Source organism: Streptomyces sp. 2323.1, assembly GCF_900221035.1.
GTDB lineage: Bacteria > Actinomycetota > Actinomycetes > Streptomycetales > Streptomycetaceae > Streptomyces > Streptomyces sioyaensis.
This window is the reverse complement of record NZ_LT907981.1, coordinates 4,052,809-4,074,044: the sequence shown is the minus strand read 5'-3', so window position 1 is coordinate 4,074,044 and position 21,236 is coordinate 4,052,809. Positions and strand designations below refer to the sequence as shown.

Below are 21,236 nucleotides of genomic sequence, written 5' to 3'. Positions count from 1 at the left end.
GTCAGTTCCCCTCCGCGGCATCGGCATCGACGAACGACGCCTGGTAGGCGGCGAACTGTGCGCGCTCCTCATCGACGAGCGCGTGCCCATCGGCATAGACGTTCTCGAAAATCGCCATGTCGTCCGGGTCGGGCATGGCACGGACGGCGTCGCGGACCCGCTTGCCCAGGGCCTCGCGCTCCTCGTCGATCGAGGCGAGGTACGCCTCGTCGACGATGCCCTCGGCCTCCAGGTACGTCCGCAGCCGCAGGATCGGGTCCTTGGCCTCCCAGGCCGCCCGCTCCTCGTCCGCCCGGTACTTCGTCGGGTCGTCGGAGGTGGTGTGCGCACCCATGCGGTAGGTGAACGCCTCGATGAGCATCGGGCCCTGGCCGGTGCGCGCACGCTCCAGCGCCGCCCGGGTCACCGCCAGACAGGCCAGGACGTCATTGCCGTCGACCCGGACGCCGGGGAATCCGAAGCCGCGGGCGCGCTGGTAGAGCGGCACCCGGGTCTGCTTCTCGGTGGGCTCGGAAATCGCCCACTGGTTGTTCTGGCAGAAGAACACGACCGGGGCGTTGTAGACCGCGGAGAAGGTGAAGGATTCCGCGACATCTCCCTGGCTGGAGGCACCGTCACCGAAATACGCAATGACCGCGGAATCCGCGCCGTCCTTCTGCACCCCCATCGCATAGCCGGTCGCATGCAGCGTCTGCGAACCGATGACGATGGTGTAGAGGTGGAAGTTGTTGGTGCTGGGATCCCAGCCGCCGTGATTGACACCGCGGAACATGCCCAGCAGATTCGTCGGGTCGACGCCGCGGCACCATGCCACGCCGTGCTCCCGGTAGGTCGGGAAGACATAGTCGTCGTCGCGCAGCGCGCGCCCGGAGCCGATCTGAGCGGCCTCCTGGCCCAGCAGCGAGGCCCACAGGCCCAGTTCGCCCTGGCGCTGGAGAGTGGTCGCCTCGGCGTCGAACTTTCGCGTCAGCACCATGTCGCGGTAGAGCCCGCGCAGCTCGTCGGGGGACAGGTCGATCGAGTAATCGGGGTGCTCGACCCGCTTCCCTTCGGGGGTCAGCAGTTGTACGAGCTGATCCTGCTCCGCCTGCTCGGGCCGGCCGGAGTTCCGGGCCTTGGCCGGGGACGCCTTCTTGGCCGACGTCGCCTTTGCGGCGGTGGTGCGCTTGCTGCTGCCGCGGGTGTTTTTCCGCTGCGCAGTGCCTTCCACGGTCACGTGCTGCTCCTCCGTCTGTCCGGCCCCCGGGGTCCGCCGGTGGCCGTATTGCGGCTCACCCGGTATCCGATACGGCGCACGGGGTGTGTGCGATCGCGGCCGGATCCGGGTGGAACAAAGCTCCCGGACAGTGGCCTGCTCATTGCACGTTACCCATTGTCAAAGCCGAAGTGGAAACGGCGCTGACCTGCGATTTTGCTTGGATTTCCAAGTAAATCACTAAGGCTTGGAACAACTCCTGGTCACAGCGTTGCAGGCCGCCGGGACAACGGCACGTTATATCGGTGACCTGGAGCACGGGAAGAGTTGATGTGTGAGACTGGGAAGGTGCGCGAAGACGGAAAAATCACGGTATTCCTGCTCGATGACCACGAAGTTGTCCGGCGTGGCGTCCACGAAATGCTCTCGGTCGAGGACGACATCGAGGTGGTCGGCGAGGCCGGTACCGCCGCAGATGCCCTGGTCAGGATCCCTGCGACCCGCCCGGACGTGGCGGTGCTCGATGTCCGGCTGCCCGACGGGAGCGGTGTCGAGGTCTGCCGCGAGATCCGTTCGCAGGATGAGGACATCAAATGCCTGATGCTCACCTCCTTCGCGGACGATGAAGCCCTTTTTGATGCGATCATGGCCGGTGCGGCCGGATATGTCCTCAAGGCCATTCGGGGCAACGAACTCCTCTCCGCGGTGCGCGACGTGGCGGCCGGCAAGTCCCTGCTCGACCCGGTGGCCACCGCCCGGGTACTGGAGCGGCTGCGCGACGGCACCGCCACCAAGGGTGACGACCGGCTGGCGAACCTCACCGACCAGGAACGCCGGATTCTCGATCTGATCGGCGAAGGCCTGACCAACCGCGCCATCGGCGAAAGGCTGCACCTCGCCGAGAAAACGATCAAGAATTATGTCTCCAGCCTGCTGTCCAAGCTCGGCATGGAACGGCGTTCCCAGGCAGCCGCCTATGTCGCGCGGATGCAGGCCGAACGGCACTGAGCAGCCAAGGCGGAGACGCCCCGCCCGGCTCATGGTGATTCAGGACCATCGGCCCCGCGGCCCGGGGCTGCTGGCCCCTACGTGCCGGCCGGATCCGCCCGGCAAGGTGGTGCCATGCCCACCGACAACTACCGTGCCATCGAGCTGCTGAGCCGCACGCCGTACGGGCGCGTCTCTGCCAGTCGGCGGGCACTGCCCTTCACCACCGTCGCCCGGCACCTCGTCCTCGACGGACGGCTGGTGCTGCGGCTGCACCAGGGCTACGACTACCACCAGGCCCTGGACGGCAGCGTGGTCGCCTACGAGGCCGACAACGTCAACAGCGGCGAGGACGACACCTGGTCGGTGCAGTTCACCGGCACCGCCCGGGTCGTCGAGCCCACCCCCGTCGAGCGGGAACTCTTCGGGCCCTCCCCCCGACTGGCCGACGGCGCCCCCTACGCCCCCGTCTTCCTGCGCATCGAGCCGGAGTTCGTGACCATGCACCACCTCACCGATGTGCCGGTCTTCCGAGGTGCGCACTCTGTGTGAGGCTCTCCGCCGCGCACACTGCGACGCACGCAGTTGATCTAACATCTGGCGGGTGCTGCGCTCATCTGTAGTCCGGACGGCGGCGACGCCCGACAAAGACACCCTCGGAGCCCTGCTCCGCCACTACACCGACGCCGGCGCGCCGCTGTCCTGTGAGCCCGTCGCCGAGGGCCTGCTCAACCACGGCTACTTCCTCGCCACCACCCGCGGCCGCTACTTCCTCAAGCACCACCTCGACGGCGACCGCGCCGCCCTCACCCGCCAGCACCGCGCCACCCGCCGGCTCGCCGCGCTCGGCCTGCCGGTCGTCCCGCCCCTCGCCGACGCGGACGGCCGCACCGTCACCGTCCTCGACGGCCGCTGCTACGCCCTGCACCCCTGGGTCGAGGGCCGGCACCTCGGCGGCGCGGCGCTGACCCGCGGCCAGTCCTGGCGGCTGGGCGCGCTGCTCGGGCTGGTCCACACCGCCCTGGAGCAGGCCATGGCCGACGAACCGCATCCGCCCCGGCTGCCCTGCGCGGACGCCGGCGCCGACCCGGAGCGGACCTTCGAGACGATCGAGGAGCTGTTGGCCCTGGCCCGCGGCGCCCGTCCGCGCACCAGCTTCGACGAACTCGCCGAACACCGTCTGCTGGAGCGCCGGGCCCTGCTGGCCGAACTGGCACACCACCGCCCGGCGCCCGGCGCGGAGCCCCCGGCGGGCTGGGTGCACGGCGACTTCCACCCGCTGAACGTGCTCTACCGCGGCGCGGAGCCGACCGCGATCGTCGACTGGGACCGGCTGGGCGTGCAGCCGCGCGCCGAGGAGGCGGTACGCGCCGCCGCGATCTTCTTCGTACGCCCCTGCGGGACGCTGGACCTGGCCAAGGTGGCGGCGTACGCGGGCGCCTACCGCAGCGCCTGCGGGGCCGGCGCCGAGGAGCTCGCCGCGGCCGTCCACCGGGTGTGGTGGGAGCGGCTGAACGACTTCTGGATGCTCACCTGGCGCTACCAGCTCGGCGACCGCCGCACCGATGCCCAGTTCCCGGCGGCGGCCGCACTGGCCGTGTGGTGGACCCGCGAGTACCGGGCCGTACGGAACGCGTTCACCCGCTGAACCGCGGCGGGGCGCCCGTCAGCCGGCCGGGCCGAGCGTCGCGCCGCCGTCCGTGCCGCTGCCGGTGGTGGCCCCGCTGTCCGTGCCGGTGGTCGTTCCGCCGTCGGCGGTACCCCCGTCGGCGGTGCCGCCGTCCGCGGTTCCGCCATCGGCGGTCCCGCCGTCCGCCGTCCCACCGGTGGAGTCGGTGGGCGGCTCGGAGGTCGGGGGCTCCGACGTCGGCGGCTCGGAGGTGGGCGGCTCGGACGTCTCCGGCGTGCTGGGCTCCTGGGTCGGCGGCTCGCTGTACGTGCCACCGTCACCACCCGTGGTGCCGGGCTCGGTCTGCGGGGTGCTCGGCTCCTCCGTCGGCGGCTCGCTCGTCTTGTCGTCCTTGGACGGCGACGGGGACTGCGTCGTCGGGGTGTCCTTCTTCTTGTCCTGGCCGCTGGTGTTCTGCAGCGCGAAGGCCACCCCCACCGCGATCGCGATCACCGCGAGCGCCGCGATCAGCCAGATCTTGCCGCGGCCGCCCCTGGCCGGCCGGGGGCCGCCGTCGAAGCCGCCGTCGTCGTCGCGCATACCGGACGTGAGGATCGGCTGCGCCGTGGTCTGGCCGGCGTCGGGGTGCGGCAGCGCCGTGGTGGCCGCGGTGCCCATGGACGGGCCGAGACCGCCCTCGTGCATGCCGACCGGGCCGGTGTTCCAGGTGCCCGTGTGACCGCCCTGCTCGTGCAGCATCTGCAGCGAGTACTGGACCAGGCCGCGCATCTCCTCGGCGGACTGGAACCGGTCGTCGGGGTCCTTGGCCAGCGACCGCATGACCAGGCCGTCCAGCTCCGGCGGCACCGCGTCGGCGACCTCGGACGGCGCCACCGGCATGTCCTGCACATGCTGGTAGACCACCGACAGCGGGGTCTCGCCGGTGAACGGCGGCCGCAGCGTGAGGAGCTCGTAGAGCAGACAGCCGGTGGCGTAGAGGTCGGAGCGGGTGTCGACGGTCTTGCCGAGCGCCTGCTCCGGGGAGAGGTACTGGGGCGTCCCCATGACCATGCCGGTCTGGGTCATCGTGGACTGGGCGCCGTGCAGGGCACGGGCGATGCCGAAGTCCATGACCTTGACGGCGCCGCTGTTGGTGATGATCACGTTCGCGGGCTTGATGTCACGGTGCACGATGCCGTGCTGGTGGCTGTAGGCCAGCGCCTCCAGCACCCCGGAGACGATGATCAGCGCCTGGTCGGCCGGCGGGGCGTCGGCGTTGAGCAGCAGATCGCGGATGGTGTGGCCCTCGACCAGCTCCATCACGATGTACGGCACGGTGTTGCCGCCGACCAGGTCCTCACCCGAGTCGTAGACCGCGACCACCGCGTGGTGGTTCAGCCCGGCCACGGACTGTGCCTCCCGCGTGAAGCGGGCCTTGGAGACCGGGTCCTCGGCGAGGTCTGCGCGCAGCAGCTTCACGGCGACGGTGCGGCCCAGCCGTACGTCCTCGGCCGCGAACACCTCCGCCATACCGCCGCGGCCGAGCCGTCGCGTGAGCCGGTAGCGGCCATCGCCGACCAGCCCGCCGTTGCCCCACATCTCCGGTGCGTCGGGGATATTGGAGCCGGTGGCGTCAGGATCGGACGGGCCCTGGGGGCTCTGCGTCGGTGCCATCGGTCCTCGCCGTCGAATCGATCCGCATGAGAGCGGTAAGGTCATCGGTCTTCGCTAGAGCACGCTACAGGTTCCGCGGCACCCACCGGTCCGTCGTGGACCGGCCAGCAAACCTGCCGGAAGCCAATGGGGGCAAGTTCACCAGGGACGATCCGGTGCCGAAATTGTCTGTGGGCTGTGACGCGATCTTGCGTATCTGGTCACGGAACGGGCACACAGCTTGACGTGTCCAGGGCCTACGGCAGACTTGGCTGCGGAATTCCAGATTTTGATCACTATCCGTACGGGATAGTGCGCGCGTAGGGGGAAGCGGAACGATGAGCCAGGACGGCGCTCAGGGCCAATACGAGGGCCGTTCGGTCGGCGGGGGACGCTACCAGCTTCGTGATCTTCTCGGTGCGGGCGGCATGGCCTCTGTGCACCTCGCCTACGACAGCGTGCTCGACCGCGAGGTCGCGATCAAGACCCTGCACACCGAGCTCGGCCGCGAGCAGGCCTTCCGTGAGCGCTTCCGCCGTGAGGCCCAGTCCGTGGCGAAGCTCACCCACACCAACATCGTTTCGGTCTTCGACTCCGGTGAGGACGAGCTCGACGGCGGCATGGTGCCGTACATCGTCATGGAGTACGTCGCAGGTCAGCCGCTGCGCTCCGACCTGGACACCGACGTTGCGCAACATGGCGCGATGCCGACGGAAAAAGCCCTGAAGATCACGGCTGATGTGCTGGCCGCGCTCGAGGTCAGCCACGAGATGGGCCTGGTCCACCGGGACATCAAGCCCGGCAACGTGATGCTGAACAAGCGCGGTGTCGTCAAGGTCATGGACTTCGGCATCGCCCGGGCCATGCAGTCCGGCGTGACGTCGATGACGCAGACCGGCATGGTCGTCGGCACCCCGCAGTACCTCTCGCCCGAGCAGGCGCTGGGCCGCGGTGTGGACGCCCGCTCGGACCTCTACTCCGTCGGCATCATGCTCTTCGAGCTGCTGACCGGCCAGCTGCCGTTCGACGCGGACTCCCCGCTCGCCATCGCCTACGCGCACGTCCAGGAAGAGCCCCCGGTCCCGTCGAGCATCAACAGCTCGCTGCCGGCGGCCGTGGACGCGCTGGTGGCCCGGGCGCTGAAGAAGAACCCCAATGAGCGGTTCCCCACCGCAGAGGCGATGCGGGACGAATGCCTGCGGATCGTCGGGTCCGGGCAGTCCGGCGCGACGCCGCTGATCATCAGCGGCGGCCCGGCGGCGCGCACCAGCGGCTCGTCGGTCTCCTCCGCGGTGTTCCCCACCGCTTCCGGCGCCCCGCACACGCCGGCCCCGCCGAGCGTGCAGCAGCCGTATCAGCCGACCCAGGCGGCCGGGTTCGGGCCGTCCACGCCCCCGCCGCCGAACAACGCCTATCCGACGCCCACGCCTGCCCCCGCCCCGGCACCGTTCAACGCGGGCGGGTTCCCGCCCCCGCAGGCGTACACCCCGCCGCCCCCGCCCCCGCCCGTGACGGCCTCGATGCCGTCGGCCGGCGGTCCCGGCGGCCGGAAGGGCAACTCCGCGGTGATCGTCGTCTCGGCGATCATCGGTGTGGTCGTGGTCACCGCGATCGCGATCGGTATCGGTCTGAGCGCCGGCTCCAGCGACGACCACGGCGGGGACGTGACCCCGACCCCGACGTACTCGTCGTACTCCTCGCCCACCGAGAGCGTCCGGCCCGAGGACAAGACGGCGACGATCCTGACGTCCGAGTGCACCAGCCCGACCAAGAGCTACAGCGACAAGGGCAAGATCCTCGTCCCGTCGTTCCGCTTCAAGAACCTGGACTCGGTGAAGAAGTGCATCGCGGCGGCCGGCTGGAAGTACAAGATCGTCGACGAGGAGGACAGCTCGATCTGGGGCAAGAACACCGTCACGGATCAGACCCCTGCCGCCATCAGCTGGTGGTACCCGAGCAAGGACGACACCATCGAGCTGACCATCTCGACCGGCCGCAGCGACTGACGGCAACCGGCCCTCGGGCCTCCGGAGCCTGACGAAGGGGCCGGCACGCGCCATGCGTGCCGGCCCCTTCTGTCTGTGTATGTGGTGTGCCGGCGACCCGGCCGACGATTCTGGGAAATTCCCTAGAGATACGGACCCGAGCGGGCGCTGCCCTGACCGGGGTGACCCTCCTCGCCGTCCATCGCCGAGACGCCGGGCGGCAGCGCACGGCGCATCGACTCCAGCTGGGCACGAGCCGCCATCTGCTGGGCGAACAGCGCGGTCTGGATGCCGTGGAAGAGGCCCTCCAGCCAGCCCACCAGCTGGGCCTGGGCGATCCGCAGCTCCGCATCCGTCGGCACCGACTCATTGGTGAAGGGCAGCGACAGCCGCTCCAGCTCCTCGACCAGCTCGGGCGCCAGCCCGTCCTCCAGCTCCTTGACCGAGCTGGAGTGGATCTCCTTGAGACGGACCCGGCTCGCCTCGTCGAGAGGCGCGGCCTTCACCTCTTCCAGCAGCTGCTTGATCATGCTGCCGATGCGCATGACCTTCGCAGGCTGTTCGACCATGTCCGTCACCGGCGTCTCGCGGGACTCTTCGCCGTTGTCCCCGCCACCGGAGCCGGCGCTGCCGAGCGCCATGCCGTCCGGGCCGACAACCAGGACGTGCGGGTTCTCCTGCGACCGTTCGTTCATCGGCATATCCATGCCGCCATTCTCTCGCACCAGGGGTTATGAACGGTGGTGCCCCCTGAAGAACGTGATCCACCCTTCCGAGGGGCTCCGGCTGCCGCGGTTTCACGTGAAACACGGGATTCCCGGCTGTTTCACGTGAAACCGTCGGACTTCAGCTGCGGCGCAGCCGAAGGGCGAAGAAGGCCAGCCCCAGACCGGTGAGCGCAAGGCCGGCGCCCATCGGCAGGACCCGCTCCACCGGGGCTGCCGGCGTTTCCATGGCGTAGGGGCGCTCGGTCGCTTCGCCATCCGCGCCGTCCGGTACGGAACCGTCCTTCTTCGGGGCGGCGGTCGGAAGCGGCGGCAGTACGTCATAGGAGCGCACGGCCCGCCGATCTGCGACGTTGTGGCGGTGCGAGGCAGATGATCCTGCCGGGACGGCTCCCGCAGGGGATGCGGACCCCGCGGGCTTGGAGGGCTTCCGCGCCGAGTGCCGGCCGGGCAGGGAGTGCCCACGGTCGGCGCCGGGCGGGCCTCCCGGGCCGGGCGGCCCATGATGCCCCCGCCGGGGGAAGTCCCTGCCCCTGCCCTCGGGGCCCGGGAGGCCGAACGGCGGGATCTGCCCGATGAAACCGGGGCCGAACCTGTGATGGTGGTGATGGCGCCACTCTCCGTGCCCACGATGTCCACCGAAGTGATGATGCGGAGGCCGGTGCGGGAAGCCCGGAGGGGCGTACGGCAGGCCCGGGAAGCGGTCCGGCAGCCCCGGGATCCGCGCGGAGGCCCCGGAGTGCCCGGGGTGCGCCCGGCCCGTTCCCCGCCCGTCAGCCGGCGAGGAGCCGGGCGTCAGGTCGTCGGCGCCGTAATCGTCCAGCCCGAAGTCGCCGGTTCCGTAGTCGTCCCGGCCGTCGTCGTCGCGTTGATCGTCCGGGCGGACGAGATTCGACGGGCGGTCGACCGGAGTGGCCCGTCGGTCCGCAGCCACCGCGGAGGTGGCGCCCAGAGGAACGGGCAGGACGACGGAAGCCACCAACAGACCGGTGGCAATGCGCGAACGGAATCCTGGAGCGACCACGGTGCCCCTCCCGTGCCGAGCCGTCGAGTGACCCGTCCAGCGTCACATGTGATGAGATTCACGGCATCTCAGACATATCAGGCGGGTTACTCGTCGGGCATGCGGGAGGGGCGGACGCAGGCCGGGCGGTTGCCGGAGGGGCGAGCGCGGGTGCCGGCCGGCTCAGACGGTCAGCACGACCTTGCCGACATGCGCACTCGCCTCCACGATGCGGTGCGCCTCGGCGGCCTCCGCCATCGGGAGCGTGCGGTCCACGATCGGCCGGACCTGACCGTTGGCGATCAGCGGCCAGACGTGCTCCCGTACGGCGGCGACGATGGCAGCCTTCTCGTTCAGCGGGCGGGCACGCAGCCCGGCGCCGGTGATCGCGGCGCGCTTGGCCATCAGAGCGGCGAGATTCAGCTCCGCCTTCACCCCGCCCTGCAGCCCGATGATCGCCAGCCGTCCGCTGACCGCCAGCGCCTTGACGTTCCGCTGCAGATATTTCGCGCCGATGATGTCGAGGATGACGTCCGCGCCCGCGCCGTCGGTGGCCTTGCGGATCTCCTGGACGAAGTCCTGCTCGCGGTAGTCGATGAGGATGTCGGCGCCCAACTCGGCGCAGCGCGCCAGCTTTTCGGGGCCGCCCGCGGTGACCGCGACCCGTGCACCGACCGCCTTGGCCAGCTGGATCGCCATCGTGCCGATGCCGCTGGCGCCGCCGTGGACCAGCAGGGTCTCGCCGGGCCGCAGGTGGGCAATCATGAAGACGTTCGACCAGACCGTGCAGGTCACCTCGGGCAGCGCGGCGGCCGTGACCAGATCCAGGCCGGCCGGCACCGGCAGCACCTGCCCGGCCGGAACGGCGACCTGCTCGGCGTATCCGCCGCCCGCGAGCAGCGCGCACACCTCGTCGCCGACGGCCCAGCCGTGCACACCGGGGCCGAGCGCGGTGATCCGCCCCGAGCACTCCAGGCCCGGGTACGAGGAGGAGCCGGGCGGCGGGTCGTAGAAGCCCTGACGCTGGAGCAGGTCCGCACGGTTCACGGCGCTGGCCGCGACCTCGATCAGGACCTCGCCCTCAGCGGGCTGTGGATCGGGCACGTCCGCCCGGACAAGTGCTTCGGGGCCACCGGGCTCCGGGATAGTGATCGCTCGCATGGGCGCGAGGCTACTCGTCGTCCGCGTACGGGGCGACGGTGCGGGGCCCGCGGATCACCACCGGGCCGGGCTTCCCACCTGCACAGAGCCCTGTCCGGTCCACGTCCGGCGCACCGGGCACCGCCGGCCGCGCAGCGCCCTCGTCCGGCGCCGGTCCGGTGACCGCAGCGTGCGCGCGCTCCTCCGCATCACGGAGCATGGGAGCCATGTCCCCCTCACAGACCGCCGCAGACCGGGCCGTTCAGGAAGAGGCGGCCGGATGAGCGACGAGCAGCAACCGCGCCGCAGAACCGGCAGATTCTCGCTCCTTCGCTCTCTCTGGTCGCTGTCGAGCGCCGAAGCCAAGGACGACACGGAGGCCGGCCGCACCATCGTCCTGCCCGCGCAGGGGATGACACCGCCGCTCCAGCAGGTGCTGCGCCGGCTGCTCATGGCGCTGGCGGTGCTGGCCGTCACCACCCTGATCGTCTGGTTCGAGCGCGACGGGTACCGCGACAACGCCCACGACGAGGTCACCTTCCTCGGCGCGGCCTACTACGCGACGGTCACCCTCTCGACCACCGGCTACGGCGACATCACTCCGGTCAGCGACGCCGCACGCCTGACCAACATCCTGGTCATCACGCCGCTCCGGGTACTGTTCCTGATCATTTTGGTCGGCACCACACTCGAAGTCCTCACCGCGCGCACCCGGCACCAGGTACGCATCCACCGCTGGAGGTCCCGCATGCGAGATCACGTCGTCGTCATCGGATACGGGACCAAGGGCCGCCGCACCATCGAGACCCTGCTCGGACAGGGCGTCCCCCGAGAGCAGATCGTCGTGGTCGATCCGCAGAAGACCGCCGTGGACGCCGCCAGCAGTGACGGTTTCGTGGCGGTGCACGGCGACGCGACCCGCTCCGACACCCTGACCAGGGCCGAGTTGCAGCGCGCCGCGCGCGTGGTCGTGGCGACCCAGCGGGACGACACCGCCGCACTCGTCACCCTGACGGCACGCCAGCTCACCCGGCACGCCTCGATCGTGGTGGCGGTCCGGGAGGACGAGAACGTACCGCTGCTGAAGCAGAGCGGCGCCGACCTGGTCATCACCAGTTCCAGCTCGGCCGGCCGGCTGCTGGGGATGTCCATGGCCAGCCCGCACGTGGGCACCATCCTGGAGGACCTGCTGACGTACGGGAGCGGGCTCGACCTCGACGAACGGCCGGTGACCCGCAGCGAGGCGGGCCGCTCCCCCCGCGAGCTCGACGACCTGGTCGTGGCGGTCGTACGGGGGCACCGGGTGCTGAATTACACCGACCCGCAGGCCGCAACGCTGGAGCTCACCGACCGCGTGATCACCATCCGGCAGGCGGTGCCGAGCGACTGACCCACCGGACCGGACGACGCGGGCGCATCCGCGCGGCCTGCGGTGGCCGCCTACAGCTCCCCCGAGGCGCTCCAGTCCGTCGGCGTATCCGGTGCCCAGCCCGCCGACCAGCTCGCCGGCCAGGGAAGTTCCAGGAGTTCGAGCTCGTTGCCGCGCTTCGCGCCGCCGGGCGGAACGACCGCCAGCGCATCGGCGGCGGCGATCCCGCGCAGCATGGCAGGGCCGTGGAAGTGCAGCGGCGCCGCCATCAGGCCGTACCGCTCGTCGTCGCGGTAGGCCACTGGAACGAGCCGGGTGTCGTGCGGATGCCCGTGGACGGGAGCGGCCAGTGGCACGCGGTACGGCGGGGCGGGGCGGCGGCCGGCGAGCGCGCACAGGAGCGGCTCGGCGAGCGTGCACAGCCCGGACACCGCCGCGAGGGGGTTGCCCGGCAGGCCGACGAGGTGCCGGCCCGGGGCCAGGCGGGCGAGCAGCATGGGATGCCCGGGGCGCACCTCCACACCGTCCACCAGCACCTCGGCGCCCAGCCCGCGCAGGGTGGGGTGCACATGGTCGACGGGGCCCGACGCGGTACCGCCGGTGGTGATCACCACGTCGGCGGTGGAATCCGCGAGAGCGGCGTACAAGGTGTCGGCGTCATCGGCCAGATGGCGCGCCGCGGGCGTCTCGACGCCCAGCGCATGCAGCCAGGGGACGAGCATCGGGCCGAGCGCATCACGGATCCGGCCCTCCCGGGGCAGTCCGTGGTCCAGCAACTCATCGCCCAGGACGAAGACTTCGGCGCGCGGGCGGGGGCGGGCGGTCAGCTCGTCGTAGCCGGCCGCCGCGGCCAGGCCGAGGACGGCGGGGGTGACCAGGGCGCCGGCCGGCAGCAGTTGGTCGCCGCGACGGCACTCCTGGCCGCGCGGACGGATGTCCTGACCGGGCGGCACCGGCTGCGGTGCGTAAAGCCGCCGCCCGCCGCCGCTCGGCGCACGGACCTCGCCGTGTTCGCTGCGCAGGACGGCGGTGGCACCGGACGGGATGCGAGCGCCGGTGGCGATCGCGATCGCGTGGCCGTCGAGGAGCCCGTCGGTGGGCGCGTGACCGGCGAGGATGCCGGGCGGGGAGCCGGCCTCGGGGGTGCCGGCGGGTTGGTCGAGGTGCCAGGGGCCGGGGCCGGCGACCGCCCAGCCGTCCATCGCCGAGGTGTCGAAGGACGGCAGGTCGGTCAGGGCGGTGAGCGGTGCGGCGAGCGTACGGCCGAGCGCGGCGCCGAGCGCCGAGGTCAGGGGCGCAGGCGGCTCGGTCACGGCGCGGCGGGCGATGTCCCTGGCGAGGTGCCAGGGGACGGCGGCCGGGGTGGGGCGGGGGCCGGGGGCCGGGGTCGGCGGAGGATCGTCGGCGCCGGCCGGGCCGGTGGGGCCGGAGCGGTTTCCGGGGGCGCCGGGGCCGTCGGAGGCGAAGGGGTCGCCGGGCGCGAACGGGTCGTCGGGCGTGTAGGGGTCGCCGGGTGTGTAGGGGGCGTCACCACCTTCGCCGGCCGCGGCCCCGCGGGCGACGTAGGGCGCCCGGACGGTCGCGGCCTCGGCGGCGGGGCGTACGCGCGGCTGCACCGGGCCGTTGACCAGCGCGAGCGCATCGTCGAAGGGGTCGCCGCTGCGGGCGCGCCCCTCGTCCGGGGTGGCGCCCGCCGGCTCGCCCCTCGTGCCGCCCGGCTGTCCGTCGTTCATTCCGCGGGCTTCGCTTCGTCACCAATGGCACCGCCGGAACGGGCCGCGCCCCCGGACTCCTCGGCCTCCGCCGCCCAGCGGTTCGCCAGAGCGGCGGCCCGGTCCATCAGCTCCTGCACGTCCCGGCCCTGTTGACCCGCCGCATAGCCGATCAGAAAGGTCGTCAGCGGGGCAGCCGGGCGGGCGACGCCGTGCGCCGCGTCCCGCGCGAGGTCGAGAAGCGCTGCCGTGTCGACATCGAGCTCGATGCCCAGTTCGGCCTTGACTGCGGTGATCCATTCGTCCAGCACGGTGCCATGCTCCCTGATACGGGCGCGTGCTGCGTTGATGTCTTCCCAGGTGTCGCAGTCGAAGGAGGCCGTGGACCGGGCGTCCGGGACCCGTTCGAGCACCAACTCGGCGCACAGCGCACGCAGCGGCAGACCGGCCAGGCTGCCGTGCCCGGCCCGCAACCGCGCCAGCTCCTGGCGCAGCGGCCCGGACCGATAGGCCGCCACCAGCGGCTGGTCCCGCCCCGAGGCGTCGCGGAGCATCGCCCCGTCGCGCGGCACGGCACCCCCGCCCGGTCCGGGGCCTGCCGTCGCCGCCGCCAGGAGGTGGTGCACGGTCGCTGCGGTCAGGAACGGGAGGTCGGCGGAGAGGACCAGCACCACCGGGGCGGTGGTGTGCCGCAAGCCGGCTTCCAGCGCGGCGAGCGGACCGCCGCCGGGCGGGTCCTCCAGGGCATGGACGACGGGCCGGGCGGTCGGGCGGCCGGGGCCGACGACGACGGTGCGCGCCGCATCGGGGCAGGCGGCGAGCACCCGGTCCAGGAGGGGCCGGCCGCCGACGGACAGCGCGGGCTTGTCCGCCCCGCCGAGCCGCCGGGCCGCACCTCCGGCCAGCACGATGGCGTCGTAGTCGGTGTGGTCGTTCACCCCTTGAGTATCGCCAGGGGTACGGGGATCACACCGCTGCCGGAGCTGCGGCGGGTGTCGGCTGTGCCACAGCGGCGGCTGGCGGCGGGCTCGCCGTTGTCGGACGGCTCGTGGTGGCGGGCCGGCTCGCGGGTGTCGGCAGTCCCGCCGTTGCCACCGGTCCCGCCCTCGCCGGCCGGCTCGCCGTCGCCGGCCGCGCGCCGGTCACAGCGTCCGTAGCAGCAGTGCGGGCTGTTCCACGCAGTCGGCCACGAACCGCAGGAAACCGCCTGCCGTGCCGCCGTCGCACACCCGGTGATCGAAGGTGAGCGAGAGCTGCACGACCTGCCGGACGGCCAACTCGCCTTCGTGCACCCAGGGTTTGGCGGCTATCCGGCCGACGCCGAGCATCGCCGCCTCCGGGTGGTTGATGATCGGCGTGGAGCCGTCGACGCCGAAGACGCCGTAGTTGTTGAGGGTGAAGGTGCCGTGGGTCAGCTCGGCCAGGGAGAGCCCGCCGGCCCGGGCGGTTTCGGTGAGCCGGGCGATCTCCGCGGACAAATCCTCGACCGTACGGGCATGCGCGTCCCGTACGACCGGCACCACCAGGCCGCGCTCGGTCTGCGCCGCGAAGCCCAGATGGACGGCGGGCAGCCGCACGATCTCCTGGGCCTTGGTGTCGACGGTGGCGTTGAGCTGGGGGAAGCGCGCGAGGGCGGCCGTACAGATCCGGGCAAGCAGGGCGAGCAGCGACACCTTGGGGGCGCCCGGCACATTCATCGCCCTGCGGGCGGCGAGGAGTTCGGTGGCATCGGCGTCCACCCAGCAGGTCGCCTCTGGGATCTCCCGGCGGCTGCGGCTGAACTTCTCAGCGGCGGCACCGACCATCCCCTTCAGCGGGATCCGCTCCTCGTCCGGCAGGGCACCGGCCCCGGCTGCCGCCCCGGCGGGCCTCGCGGCCGCGGGGGTGGGCACGGCAGGCGGCACAGCCCCAGGGAGAGGCACGACCCGCGGCAGCTCCCGCTCCCGGATGGCGCACTCCACATCCGTACGCAGAATCAGCCCATCGCGTCCGGAGCCCGTCACCTCACTCAGATCCAGACCGTTTTCCCGCGCCATCCGGCGCACCAGCGGGGAGATGACGGCCACCGTACGGCTGCCGGCCTCCTCCGCCCCGGCTCCGGCGGCCCCGTTCGCCCCGGTGGTACCGGCCGGTCCCACGGCGGCCGCCTCGGCGTGCACCCCGCCCGAGACACCCGGCGCATGATCGGCCGCTGCGGCCCCGGCCGGACCGTTCGCCGCCCCTTCGGGCGGCCGCTGCGCTCCACCCAGGGGGCTCGCTCCCCCAGGACGGATCCGGCGCCGCCGCGCCGCTGCCGCACCGGTGCCGTACCCGACGAGCACATTCCCGGACCCGGAGTCCTCCTCCGTGGACGCAGCGGGCGGCGCGGCCGCCTCGGGCGCACCGCCCTGGGCACCCGCCCCGGAGCCCGGCTCCGTACCAGGGACGGCTCCCGCCAGATCGTCCGGCACGGCCCCCACCGCGACCGTCACCAGCGGTTCGCCCACCGGGACTTCCGCCCCCTCCTCGCCGAAGCGGGCGGTCACCACGCCTCCGTAGGGGCAGGGCACCTCCACCATCGCCTTGGCGGTCTCGACCTCCACCACCGGCTGGTCGATGGCCACCACCTCGCCGACCTCGACCAGCCAGTGGACGATCGTCGCCTCGGTGAGGCCCTCCCCCAGGTCGGGCAGGGTGAATTCGCGGACCACGGCCATCACTCACCACCTCCGGCGGTCCAGTCCGACTCCCACTGGAGGCGGGCGACGGTGTCCAGGATCCGGTCCACGCCCGGCAGATGGTGCCGCTCCAGCATGGGGGGCGGATAGGGGATGTCGAACCCGGCGACGCGCAGCACCGGTGCCTCCAGGTGGTGGAAACAGCGCTCGGTGATCCGCGCGGCGATCTCCCCTCCGGGACCGCCGAACCCGTTGGACTCATGGACGACCACGGCCCGCCCGGTGCGCCGCACCGAGGCGCAGACGGTGTCGTCGTCGAACGGCATCAGCGAGCGCAGATCGACCACTTCCAGGTCCCAGCCCTCGGCCCGGGCGGCCTCGGCGGCCTCCATGCAGACCGGGAGCGACGGGCCGTATGTGATCAGGGTGGCGCTGCTGCCGCGGCGCCGGACCGCGGCGCGCCCCAGGGGGGCGACCTCGGTGGGTGCATCGGGCGACCAGTCGGCCTTCGACCAATACAGCCGCTTGGGCTCCAGGAAGACGACCGGGTCGTCGGAGGCGATGGCGGCCCGCAGCAGCCCGTAGGCGTCCTCAACCGTCGCCGGGGTGACGACCTGGAGGCCCGGAGTGGCGAGGTAGTACGCCTCGGAGGAGTCGCTGTGGTGCTCGACCCCGCCGATCCCGCCGCCGTAGGGGACACGGATGGTCAGCGGCATCGTCAGGGCCCCGCGGGTGCGGTTGCGCATCCGGGCGACATGGCTGATCAGCTGCTCGAACGCCGGGTAGGCGAACGCGTCGAACTGCATCTCGACGACCGGCCGCAGCCCGTACATCGCCATGCCGACGGCGGTGCCCAGGATGCCGGCCTCGGCGAGCGCGGTGTCCGTGCAGCGGTCCTCGCCGAATTCCTTGGCGAGGCCGTCGGTGACCCGGAAGACGCCGCCCAGGGTGCCGACGTCCTCGCCCATGACATGGACGGACGGATCGTCGGCCATCGCGTCGCGCATGGCGCGGGTCAGCGCCTGCGCCATGGTGGCGGGTTTGCGCGTGGTCGCCGGAACGGTGGTCGTCATGGCCTGGCCTCCTCGGCACCGCCGCCGGCACCCGCCGCGTCCTCGGTGTGTCCGGCGCCTTCGGCGTCCAGCTCGGCGCGCAACTGGGCGGCCTGGGCACGCAGTTGGCTGGTCTGCTCGGCGAATACGTGGGTGAACAGGTCCATCGGGTCCAGCTCCGGGTCGGCGTTCATCCGCTCCCGGAGGTCGGCCGCCAGCTGCTCGGCGCTCTCCCGGGTGTCGCCGACGAATGCGTCGGTCAGCAGCTCGCGGGCGGTGAGCTCACGCTCCAGGAGGGCTATCGGGTCGTGTGCCCGCCAGGTCTCGACCTCGGCATCGCTGCGGTAGCGGGTGGCGTCGTCGGCGTTGGTGTGTGCCTCTATGCGGTAGGTGACGGCCTCGACCAGGGTGGGGCCGCCGCCCCGGCGGGCCCGCTGCACGGCCTCGGTGAGCACCTCGTGCATCGCGGGTGCGTCATTGCCGTCGACCAGGCGGCCCGGCATGCCGTAGCCGACCGCCTTGTGGGCGAGGGACGGCGCCGCGGTCTGCTTGGCGAGCGGCACGGAGATCGCGAAGCCGTTGTTCTGGACGAGGAAGACCACCGGCGCCTGCCAGAGGGCCGCGAAATTCAGCGCCTCGTGGAAGTCGCCCTCGCTCGTGCCGCCGTCGCCGACCATCGCCAGCGCCACCACCTCGTCGCCCTTGAGCCGGGCGGCGTGCGCCAGGCCCACGGCATGCGGGAGCTGGGTGGCGAGCGGGGTGCACAGCGGGGCGATGCGGTGTTCGTGCGGGTCGTAGCCGCTGTGCCAGTCGCCGCGCAGCAGGGTCAGCGCCTGGACGGGGTCGAGGCCGCGGACCACTGCGGCGAGGGTGTCGCGGTAGCTCGGGAAGAGCCAGTCCCGCTCTTCGAGGGCCAGCGCCGCGGCGACCTCACAGGCCTCCTGTCCCGTGGAGGACGGATAGACCGCCAGGCGTCCCTGCCGGGTCAGGGCCGTGGCCTGCGCGTTGTACCGGCGGCCGCGCACCAGCTGGGCGTACAGCCGGGTCAGCAGTCCGGAGTCGAGCCGGGCGGCGGCGTCCGTCCCCAGGAGGCGGTACGGCTCCGCGTCGGGCAGGAGAGGGGCGGGGTCGGTGCGCGGCCGCCAGGAGGGCGGCGGGCCGGCCAGGCTGCTCGTGTTCCTGCTGCTGCCGGGCTGCTCAAGGACCGTCATGTCGAGCACCTCCTCGAATCGAAGGGGTGGCGCGATGCGCCTCATGGGGGTGGTGGGCGCACGGCGGGTGGGCAGGATGCATTCGGTCAGGACGGGTTCGCCCTGCCCTACCGATTGTTCGGTCGCTGATGCATTTTGGCTACGGGTGGGTTCAGCCTGTGGACAAACGGTTCTCCACAGCTTGAGATGAAGGCAGGGCGTCCACAAAGGGGAGGCGGGAGCACATGCCGGACGAACAGATGGCAAATTCCGGTGCGCAGACACCGTCCGGCGGGCAGCCGCCGGACGGTGCCGCGCCTGTCCCGCCCGCGCGCCCGCTGGACACCATCGACCGCTCGATCCTGCGCATGCTGCAGACCGACGGCCGCGCCTCGATACGCTCCGTGGCCGATCGGGTGCACGTCTCGCGTGCCAACGCCTACGCACGGATCAACCGGCTGCTGGACGACGGGGTGATCCGTGGCTTCAGCGCCCTGATCGACCAGGAACGCGCAGGTCAGGGCGCCTCCGCGTACATCACGCTGAAGATCGTGCAGAACTCCTGGCGCACCGTGCGCAAGCAGCTCACAGCGCTGCCCGGAGCCACCCACATCGCGCTGGTCAGCGGCGATTTCGATGTCCTGCTGCTGGTCCACACCAAGGACAACCGCGAACTGCGGGAGCTTGTTCTCACCCGGATCCAGTCGATCCCGGAAGTGCTCAGCACCCGCACGCTGCTGGTCTTCGAGGAGACCGACCTCGGGCCCGAGGAAGACTGACCCCGCCGGGGACCTGCCCGGCGGGACCAGGGGACGCCCGGCGGGCGCCTCAGGGCTTGCGCAGCCCCGCGAAAGCCGTACGCACCACGGCGTCGGCGACCTCGTCACGGCTTGCCGCGCCGCCGCGCCCCGGCCGGTACCACTCCACAATCGAGTTGATCATGCCGAAGAGCAGCCTGGTGGCCAGCCGGATGTCCACGTCGTCCCGCAGGTCGCCGTCGGCGGCGGCCCGCTTGAGCAGATCGGACACCTCGTGGTCGAACTCCCGGCGGCGCTCCATGGCCCACCGCTCGGTGTCCGTATTTCCCCGCACCCGCAACAGCAGCGTCACATAGGGGAGTTCGTCCATCAGCACCTCGGCCACCCGCCGGGTGACGTGCTCCAGCCGCTCGATCGCCCGCCCCTGGAGCGCGCCCGGCTCCTCCAGCACACCGAAGAGCCCGTCCAGGGCGCGGCTTATGGCGCGGCGCAGCAGCTCTTCCTTGCTGCGCACATGGTGGTAGATCGAGGACTTCGAGATGCCGGCCGCCTTGGAGAGGTGCTCCATGGAGGTGCCGTCGTAGCCGCGCTCGATGAACACCTCGACGGCGACCGCGAGCAGCGAATCGGGCGTATAGGTGTCGCGCTTGGCCATGGTCATGATTAGAGCACCTACTCCTCGAGGTCCGCACGGCGCCTCAGCGCCCAGGACGGTACATAGCGTCCGCCGGTGTTGTGGTGATACATCGCGTCCAGCAGATCCCACACCCACCGGGCGCCGAGCCGCTCGGCCCACTCCAGAGGGCCGCCGGGATAGTTCACGCCCAGCCGCATGGCCGTGTCGATGTCCTCGGGGGTCGCCACCCCACGGGCCGCCGCGTCCACGGCGAAGTCGATGATCATCGCGATCGTCCGGGCGGCGATCATGCCGGGCACGTCATCGATCACGCTGACCTGTTTGCCGAGCGCCTGGAAGAGCCCCACGGCCTCCGCGAGGTCCGCCTCGGAGGCCTCTGCCGAAGCGGCCAGGGCGATCCGGGTCGCGGCCCGGTAGTCGAGCGACAGATCGAAGCGGATGTACCTGCCGTCGGCCCGGTTCGTCGCCGGACGGCCGTTGGTGAGCGCCAGACAGGCTCCGCCGGGCAGCCGGATCACGCCCTCCGGCCCGTACGGCGTGCGATCCCGGGTGAGCTTGATGCCCGCTTCCTCGATCAGTTCCGGCAGCACCGCAGCCGGGCCGGGCAGCGTCGCATGCAGGGCGACGGACTCCGGTGCCGGGCAGGGGCCGGCGGTCTGCGGTGCGGGCCGGCGGGCGCCCTCTGAGTAGTCGAACCAGCCGCGCCCCGACTTGCGGCCGTGCAGTCCGGACTCCACCAGTCGGCGCTGCGCCAGGGAGGGCATGAACTTCGGGTCCTGGAAGAAGGCGTTCCACACGGAGTGGGTGACCGCCTCGTTCACGTCCTGCCCGATGAGGTCGGTCAGCTCGAAGGGCCCCATCTTGAAGCCGGTGCCGTCGCGCAGCACTGCATCGATGGTGGCGGGGTCGGCGGTCCGCTCCTCGTAGGCACGCAGGGCCTCGGCGTAGAAGGGGCGGGCGATGCGGTTGACGAGGAACCCCGGCGTATCGGCGCAGCGCACCGGCTTCTTTCCCCAGGCGCCGGCGGTGTCGTACGCGGTGGCGGCGGCCGTCTCGTCGGTGGCGAAGCCGCTGACCACCTCGACCAGGGGCAGCAGCGGCGCGGGGTTGAAGAAGTGCAGGCCCACGCAGCGGCCGGGGTGGCGCAGCCGTCCCGCGACGGCCGTCACGGACAGCGAGGAGGTGTTGGTGGCCAGCAGGCAGTCCGCCGCCACGATGTCCTCCAGGGCGGTGAACAGCTCCTGTTTGGCGGGGAGTTGCTCCAGGATCGCCTCGATGACCAGCGACGCGTCGGCCAGCTCCGCGAGCTCCGCAGCGGGGGAGAGCCGGCCGGCGGCGGCGTCCCGGCCGCCCGCAGAGATCCGGCCTTTTTCGACGAGCCGGTCCAGCCGCCGCACGATCGCCCCGGCGGCCTGCGCGGCGCGCCCGGGGGCGGTGTCATAGAGCCGTACGCGATGGCCGGCGACCAGCGCCACCTGCGCAATGCCCTGTCCCATGGTCCCGGTACCCACCACTGCCACGGTGTTGCTGGTCCCGATTGCCGTCATGCCAGCTGATCCTCCCC

At 71.9% G+C, this 21,236-nt stretch carries 19 protein-coding genes; 6 read left to right on the top strand and 13 right to left on the bottom strand.

Annotated features, from left to right (window positions below; all coding sequences use genetic code 11):
- Nucleotide 1: 1 nt before the first annotated feature.
- Entirely contained in the window at nt 2-1,216 is a 1,215-nt protein-coding gene (gene pdhA / locus CPH93_RS17335) for a pyruvate dehydrogenase (acetyl-transferring) E1 component subunit alpha (RefSeq protein ID WP_093484108.1), read from the bottom strand.
- Between the two features lie 327 nt (nt 1,217-1,543).
- On the opposite strand from pdhA (CPH93_RS17335), the gene CPH93_RS17330 reads away from it, so the two are divergent.
- The 3 genes from CPH93_RS17330 to CPH93_RS17320 all read left to right on the top strand — a co-directional run bounded on the left by CPH93_RS17330 (nt 1,544) and on the right by CPH93_RS17320 (nt 3,830).
- A complete protein-coding gene (locus CPH93_RS17330; RefSeq protein WP_040898877.1) occupies nt 1,544-2,203 on the top strand; it encodes a response regulator in 660 nt (219 codons plus the stop codon).
- A 114-nt stretch (nt 2,204-2,317) separates the two neighbouring features.
- Nucleotides 2,318-2,734, top strand: coding sequence for a pyridoxamine 5'-phosphate oxidase family protein (locus CPH93_RS17325; protein WP_093484109.1), 417 nt, complete (start codon nt 2,318-2,320; stop codon nt 2,732-2,734).
- A gap of 52 nt (nt 2,735-2,786) precedes the next feature.
- The gene (locus tag CPH93_RS17320) at nt 2,787-3,830 is read left to right on the top strand and encodes a phosphotransferase (RefSeq protein ID WP_093484110.1); all 1,044 of its coding nucleotides are present in this window, start codon (nt 2,787-2,789) and stop codon (nt 3,828-3,830) included.
- Between the two features lie 18 nt (nt 3,831-3,848).
- Here CPH93_RS17320 and CPH93_RS17315 read toward each other — a convergent pair whose 3' ends face one another.
- Nucleotides 3,849-5,465 (bottom strand): protein kinase domain-containing protein, encoded by a 1,617-nt coding sequence (locus CPH93_RS17315; RefSeq protein ID WP_093484111.1) that lies wholly within the window; start codon nt 5,463-5,465, stop codon nt 3,849-3,851.
- A gap of 317 nt (nt 5,466-5,782) precedes the next feature.
- Here CPH93_RS17315 and CPH93_RS17310 point away from each other — a divergent pair, with 317 nt between their 5' ends.
- The gene (locus tag CPH93_RS17310) at nt 5,783-7,450 is read left to right on the top strand and encodes a protein kinase domain-containing protein (RefSeq protein ID WP_096213376.1); all 1,668 of its coding nucleotides are present in this window, start codon (nt 5,783-5,785) and stop codon (nt 7,448-7,450) included.
- A gap of 122 nt (nt 7,451-7,572) precedes the next feature.
- Here CPH93_RS17310 and CPH93_RS17305 read toward each other — a convergent pair whose 3' ends face one another.
- The 4 genes from CPH93_RS17305 to CPH93_RS17290 all read right to left on the bottom strand — a co-directional run bounded on the left by CPH93_RS17305 (nt 7,573) and on the right by CPH93_RS17290 (nt 10,526).
- On the bottom strand, nt 7,573-8,136 hold the full coding sequence (locus tag CPH93_RS17305) for a bacterial proteasome activator family protein (RefSeq protein WP_093484113.1): 564 nt from the start codon (nt 8,134-8,136) through the stop codon (nt 7,573-7,575).
- 139 nt (nt 8,137-8,275) lie between these two features.
- Entirely contained in the window at nt 8,276-8,488 is a 213-nt protein-coding gene (locus tag CPH93_RS35805; protein ID WP_144044206.1) for a hypothetical protein, read from the bottom strand.
- 852 nt (nt 8,489-9,340) lie between these two features.
- Entirely contained in the window at nt 9,341-10,318 is a 978-nt protein-coding gene (locus CPH93_RS17295; RefSeq protein WP_096213374.1) for an NAD(P)H-quinone oxidoreductase, read from the bottom strand.
- A 10-nt stretch (nt 10,319-10,328) separates the two neighbouring features.
- Nucleotides 10,329-10,526 carry a hypothetical protein gene (locus CPH93_RS17290; protein WP_159395015.1) on the bottom strand — a complete coding sequence of 66 codons (198 nt, stop codon included), beginning with the start codon at nt 10,524-10,526 and terminating at the stop codon, nt 10,329-10,331.
- A gap of 51 nt (nt 10,527-10,577) precedes the next feature.
- Here CPH93_RS17290 and CPH93_RS17285 point away from each other — a divergent pair, with 51 nt between their 5' ends.
- Nucleotides 10,578-11,687, top strand: coding sequence for a potassium channel family protein (locus CPH93_RS17285; protein WP_096213372.1), 1,110 nt, complete (start codon nt 10,578-10,580; stop codon nt 11,685-11,687).
- Between the two features lie 50 nt (nt 11,688-11,737).
- On the opposite strand, the gene CPH93_RS17280 is transcribed toward CPH93_RS17285, so the two are convergent.
- The 5 genes from CPH93_RS17280 to pdhA (CPH93_RS17260) all read right to left on the bottom strand — a co-directional run bounded on the left by CPH93_RS17280 (nt 11,738) and on the right by pdhA (CPH93_RS17260) (nt 18,298).
- Nucleotides 11,738-13,399 (bottom strand): molybdopterin molybdotransferase MoeA, encoded by a 1,662-nt coding sequence (locus CPH93_RS17280; RefSeq protein ID WP_096213371.1) that lies wholly within the window; start codon nt 13,397-13,399, stop codon nt 11,738-11,740.
- A complete protein-coding gene (locus tag CPH93_RS17275) occupies nt 13,396-14,316 on the bottom strand; it encodes an NTP transferase domain-containing protein (RefSeq protein ID WP_096213370.1) in 921 nt (306 codons plus the stop codon). The genes CPH93_RS17280 and CPH93_RS17275 overlap by 4 nt, the downstream gene beginning before the upstream one ends.
- A gap of 204 nt (nt 14,317-14,520) precedes the next feature.
- Nucleotides 14,521-16,074: a dihydrolipoamide acetyltransferase family protein gene (locus CPH93_RS17270; RefSeq protein ID WP_096213369.1), complete on the bottom strand. Its 1,554-nt coding sequence runs from the start codon at nt 16,072-16,074 to the stop codon at nt 14,521-14,523.
- A complete protein-coding gene (locus CPH93_RS17265; protein ID WP_096213368.1) occupies nt 16,074-17,108 on the bottom strand; it encodes an alpha-ketoacid dehydrogenase subunit beta in 1,035 nt (344 codons plus the stop codon). Before CPH93_RS17265 ends, CPH93_RS17270 begins: the two co-directional genes overlap by 1 nt.
- Entirely contained in the window at nt 17,105-18,298 is a 1,194-nt protein-coding gene (pdhA, locus tag CPH93_RS17260) for a pyruvate dehydrogenase (acetyl-transferring) E1 component subunit alpha (RefSeq protein WP_096213367.1), read from the bottom strand. The genes CPH93_RS17265 and pdhA (CPH93_RS17260) overlap by 4 nt, the downstream gene beginning before the upstream one ends.
- Nucleotides 18,299-18,522: 224 nt before the next feature.
- Between pdhA (CPH93_RS17260) and CPH93_RS17255 the strand changes: the two genes are divergently transcribed.
- Complete coding sequence (locus CPH93_RS17255) at nt 18,523-19,056, top strand: Lrp/AsnC family transcriptional regulator (protein ID WP_093484121.1); 534 nt, start codon at nt 18,523-18,525, stop codon at nt 19,054-19,056.
- 49 nt (nt 19,057-19,105) lie between these two features.
- On the opposite strand, the gene CPH93_RS17250 is transcribed toward CPH93_RS17255, so the two are convergent.
- Together CPH93_RS17250 and CPH93_RS17245 are read right to left on the bottom strand one after the other, a co-directional pair.
- Nucleotides 19,106-19,696: a TetR/AcrR family transcriptional regulator gene (locus CPH93_RS17250; RefSeq protein WP_006604478.1), complete on the bottom strand. Its 591-nt coding sequence runs from the start codon at nt 19,694-19,696 to the stop codon at nt 19,106-19,108.
- Between the two features lie 11 nt (nt 19,697-19,707).
- Entirely contained in the window at nt 19,708-21,219 is a 1,512-nt protein-coding gene (locus CPH93_RS17245; RefSeq protein ID WP_096213366.1) for a 3-hydroxyacyl-CoA dehydrogenase, read from the bottom strand.
- Nucleotides 21,220-21,236: the final 17 nt, after the last annotated feature.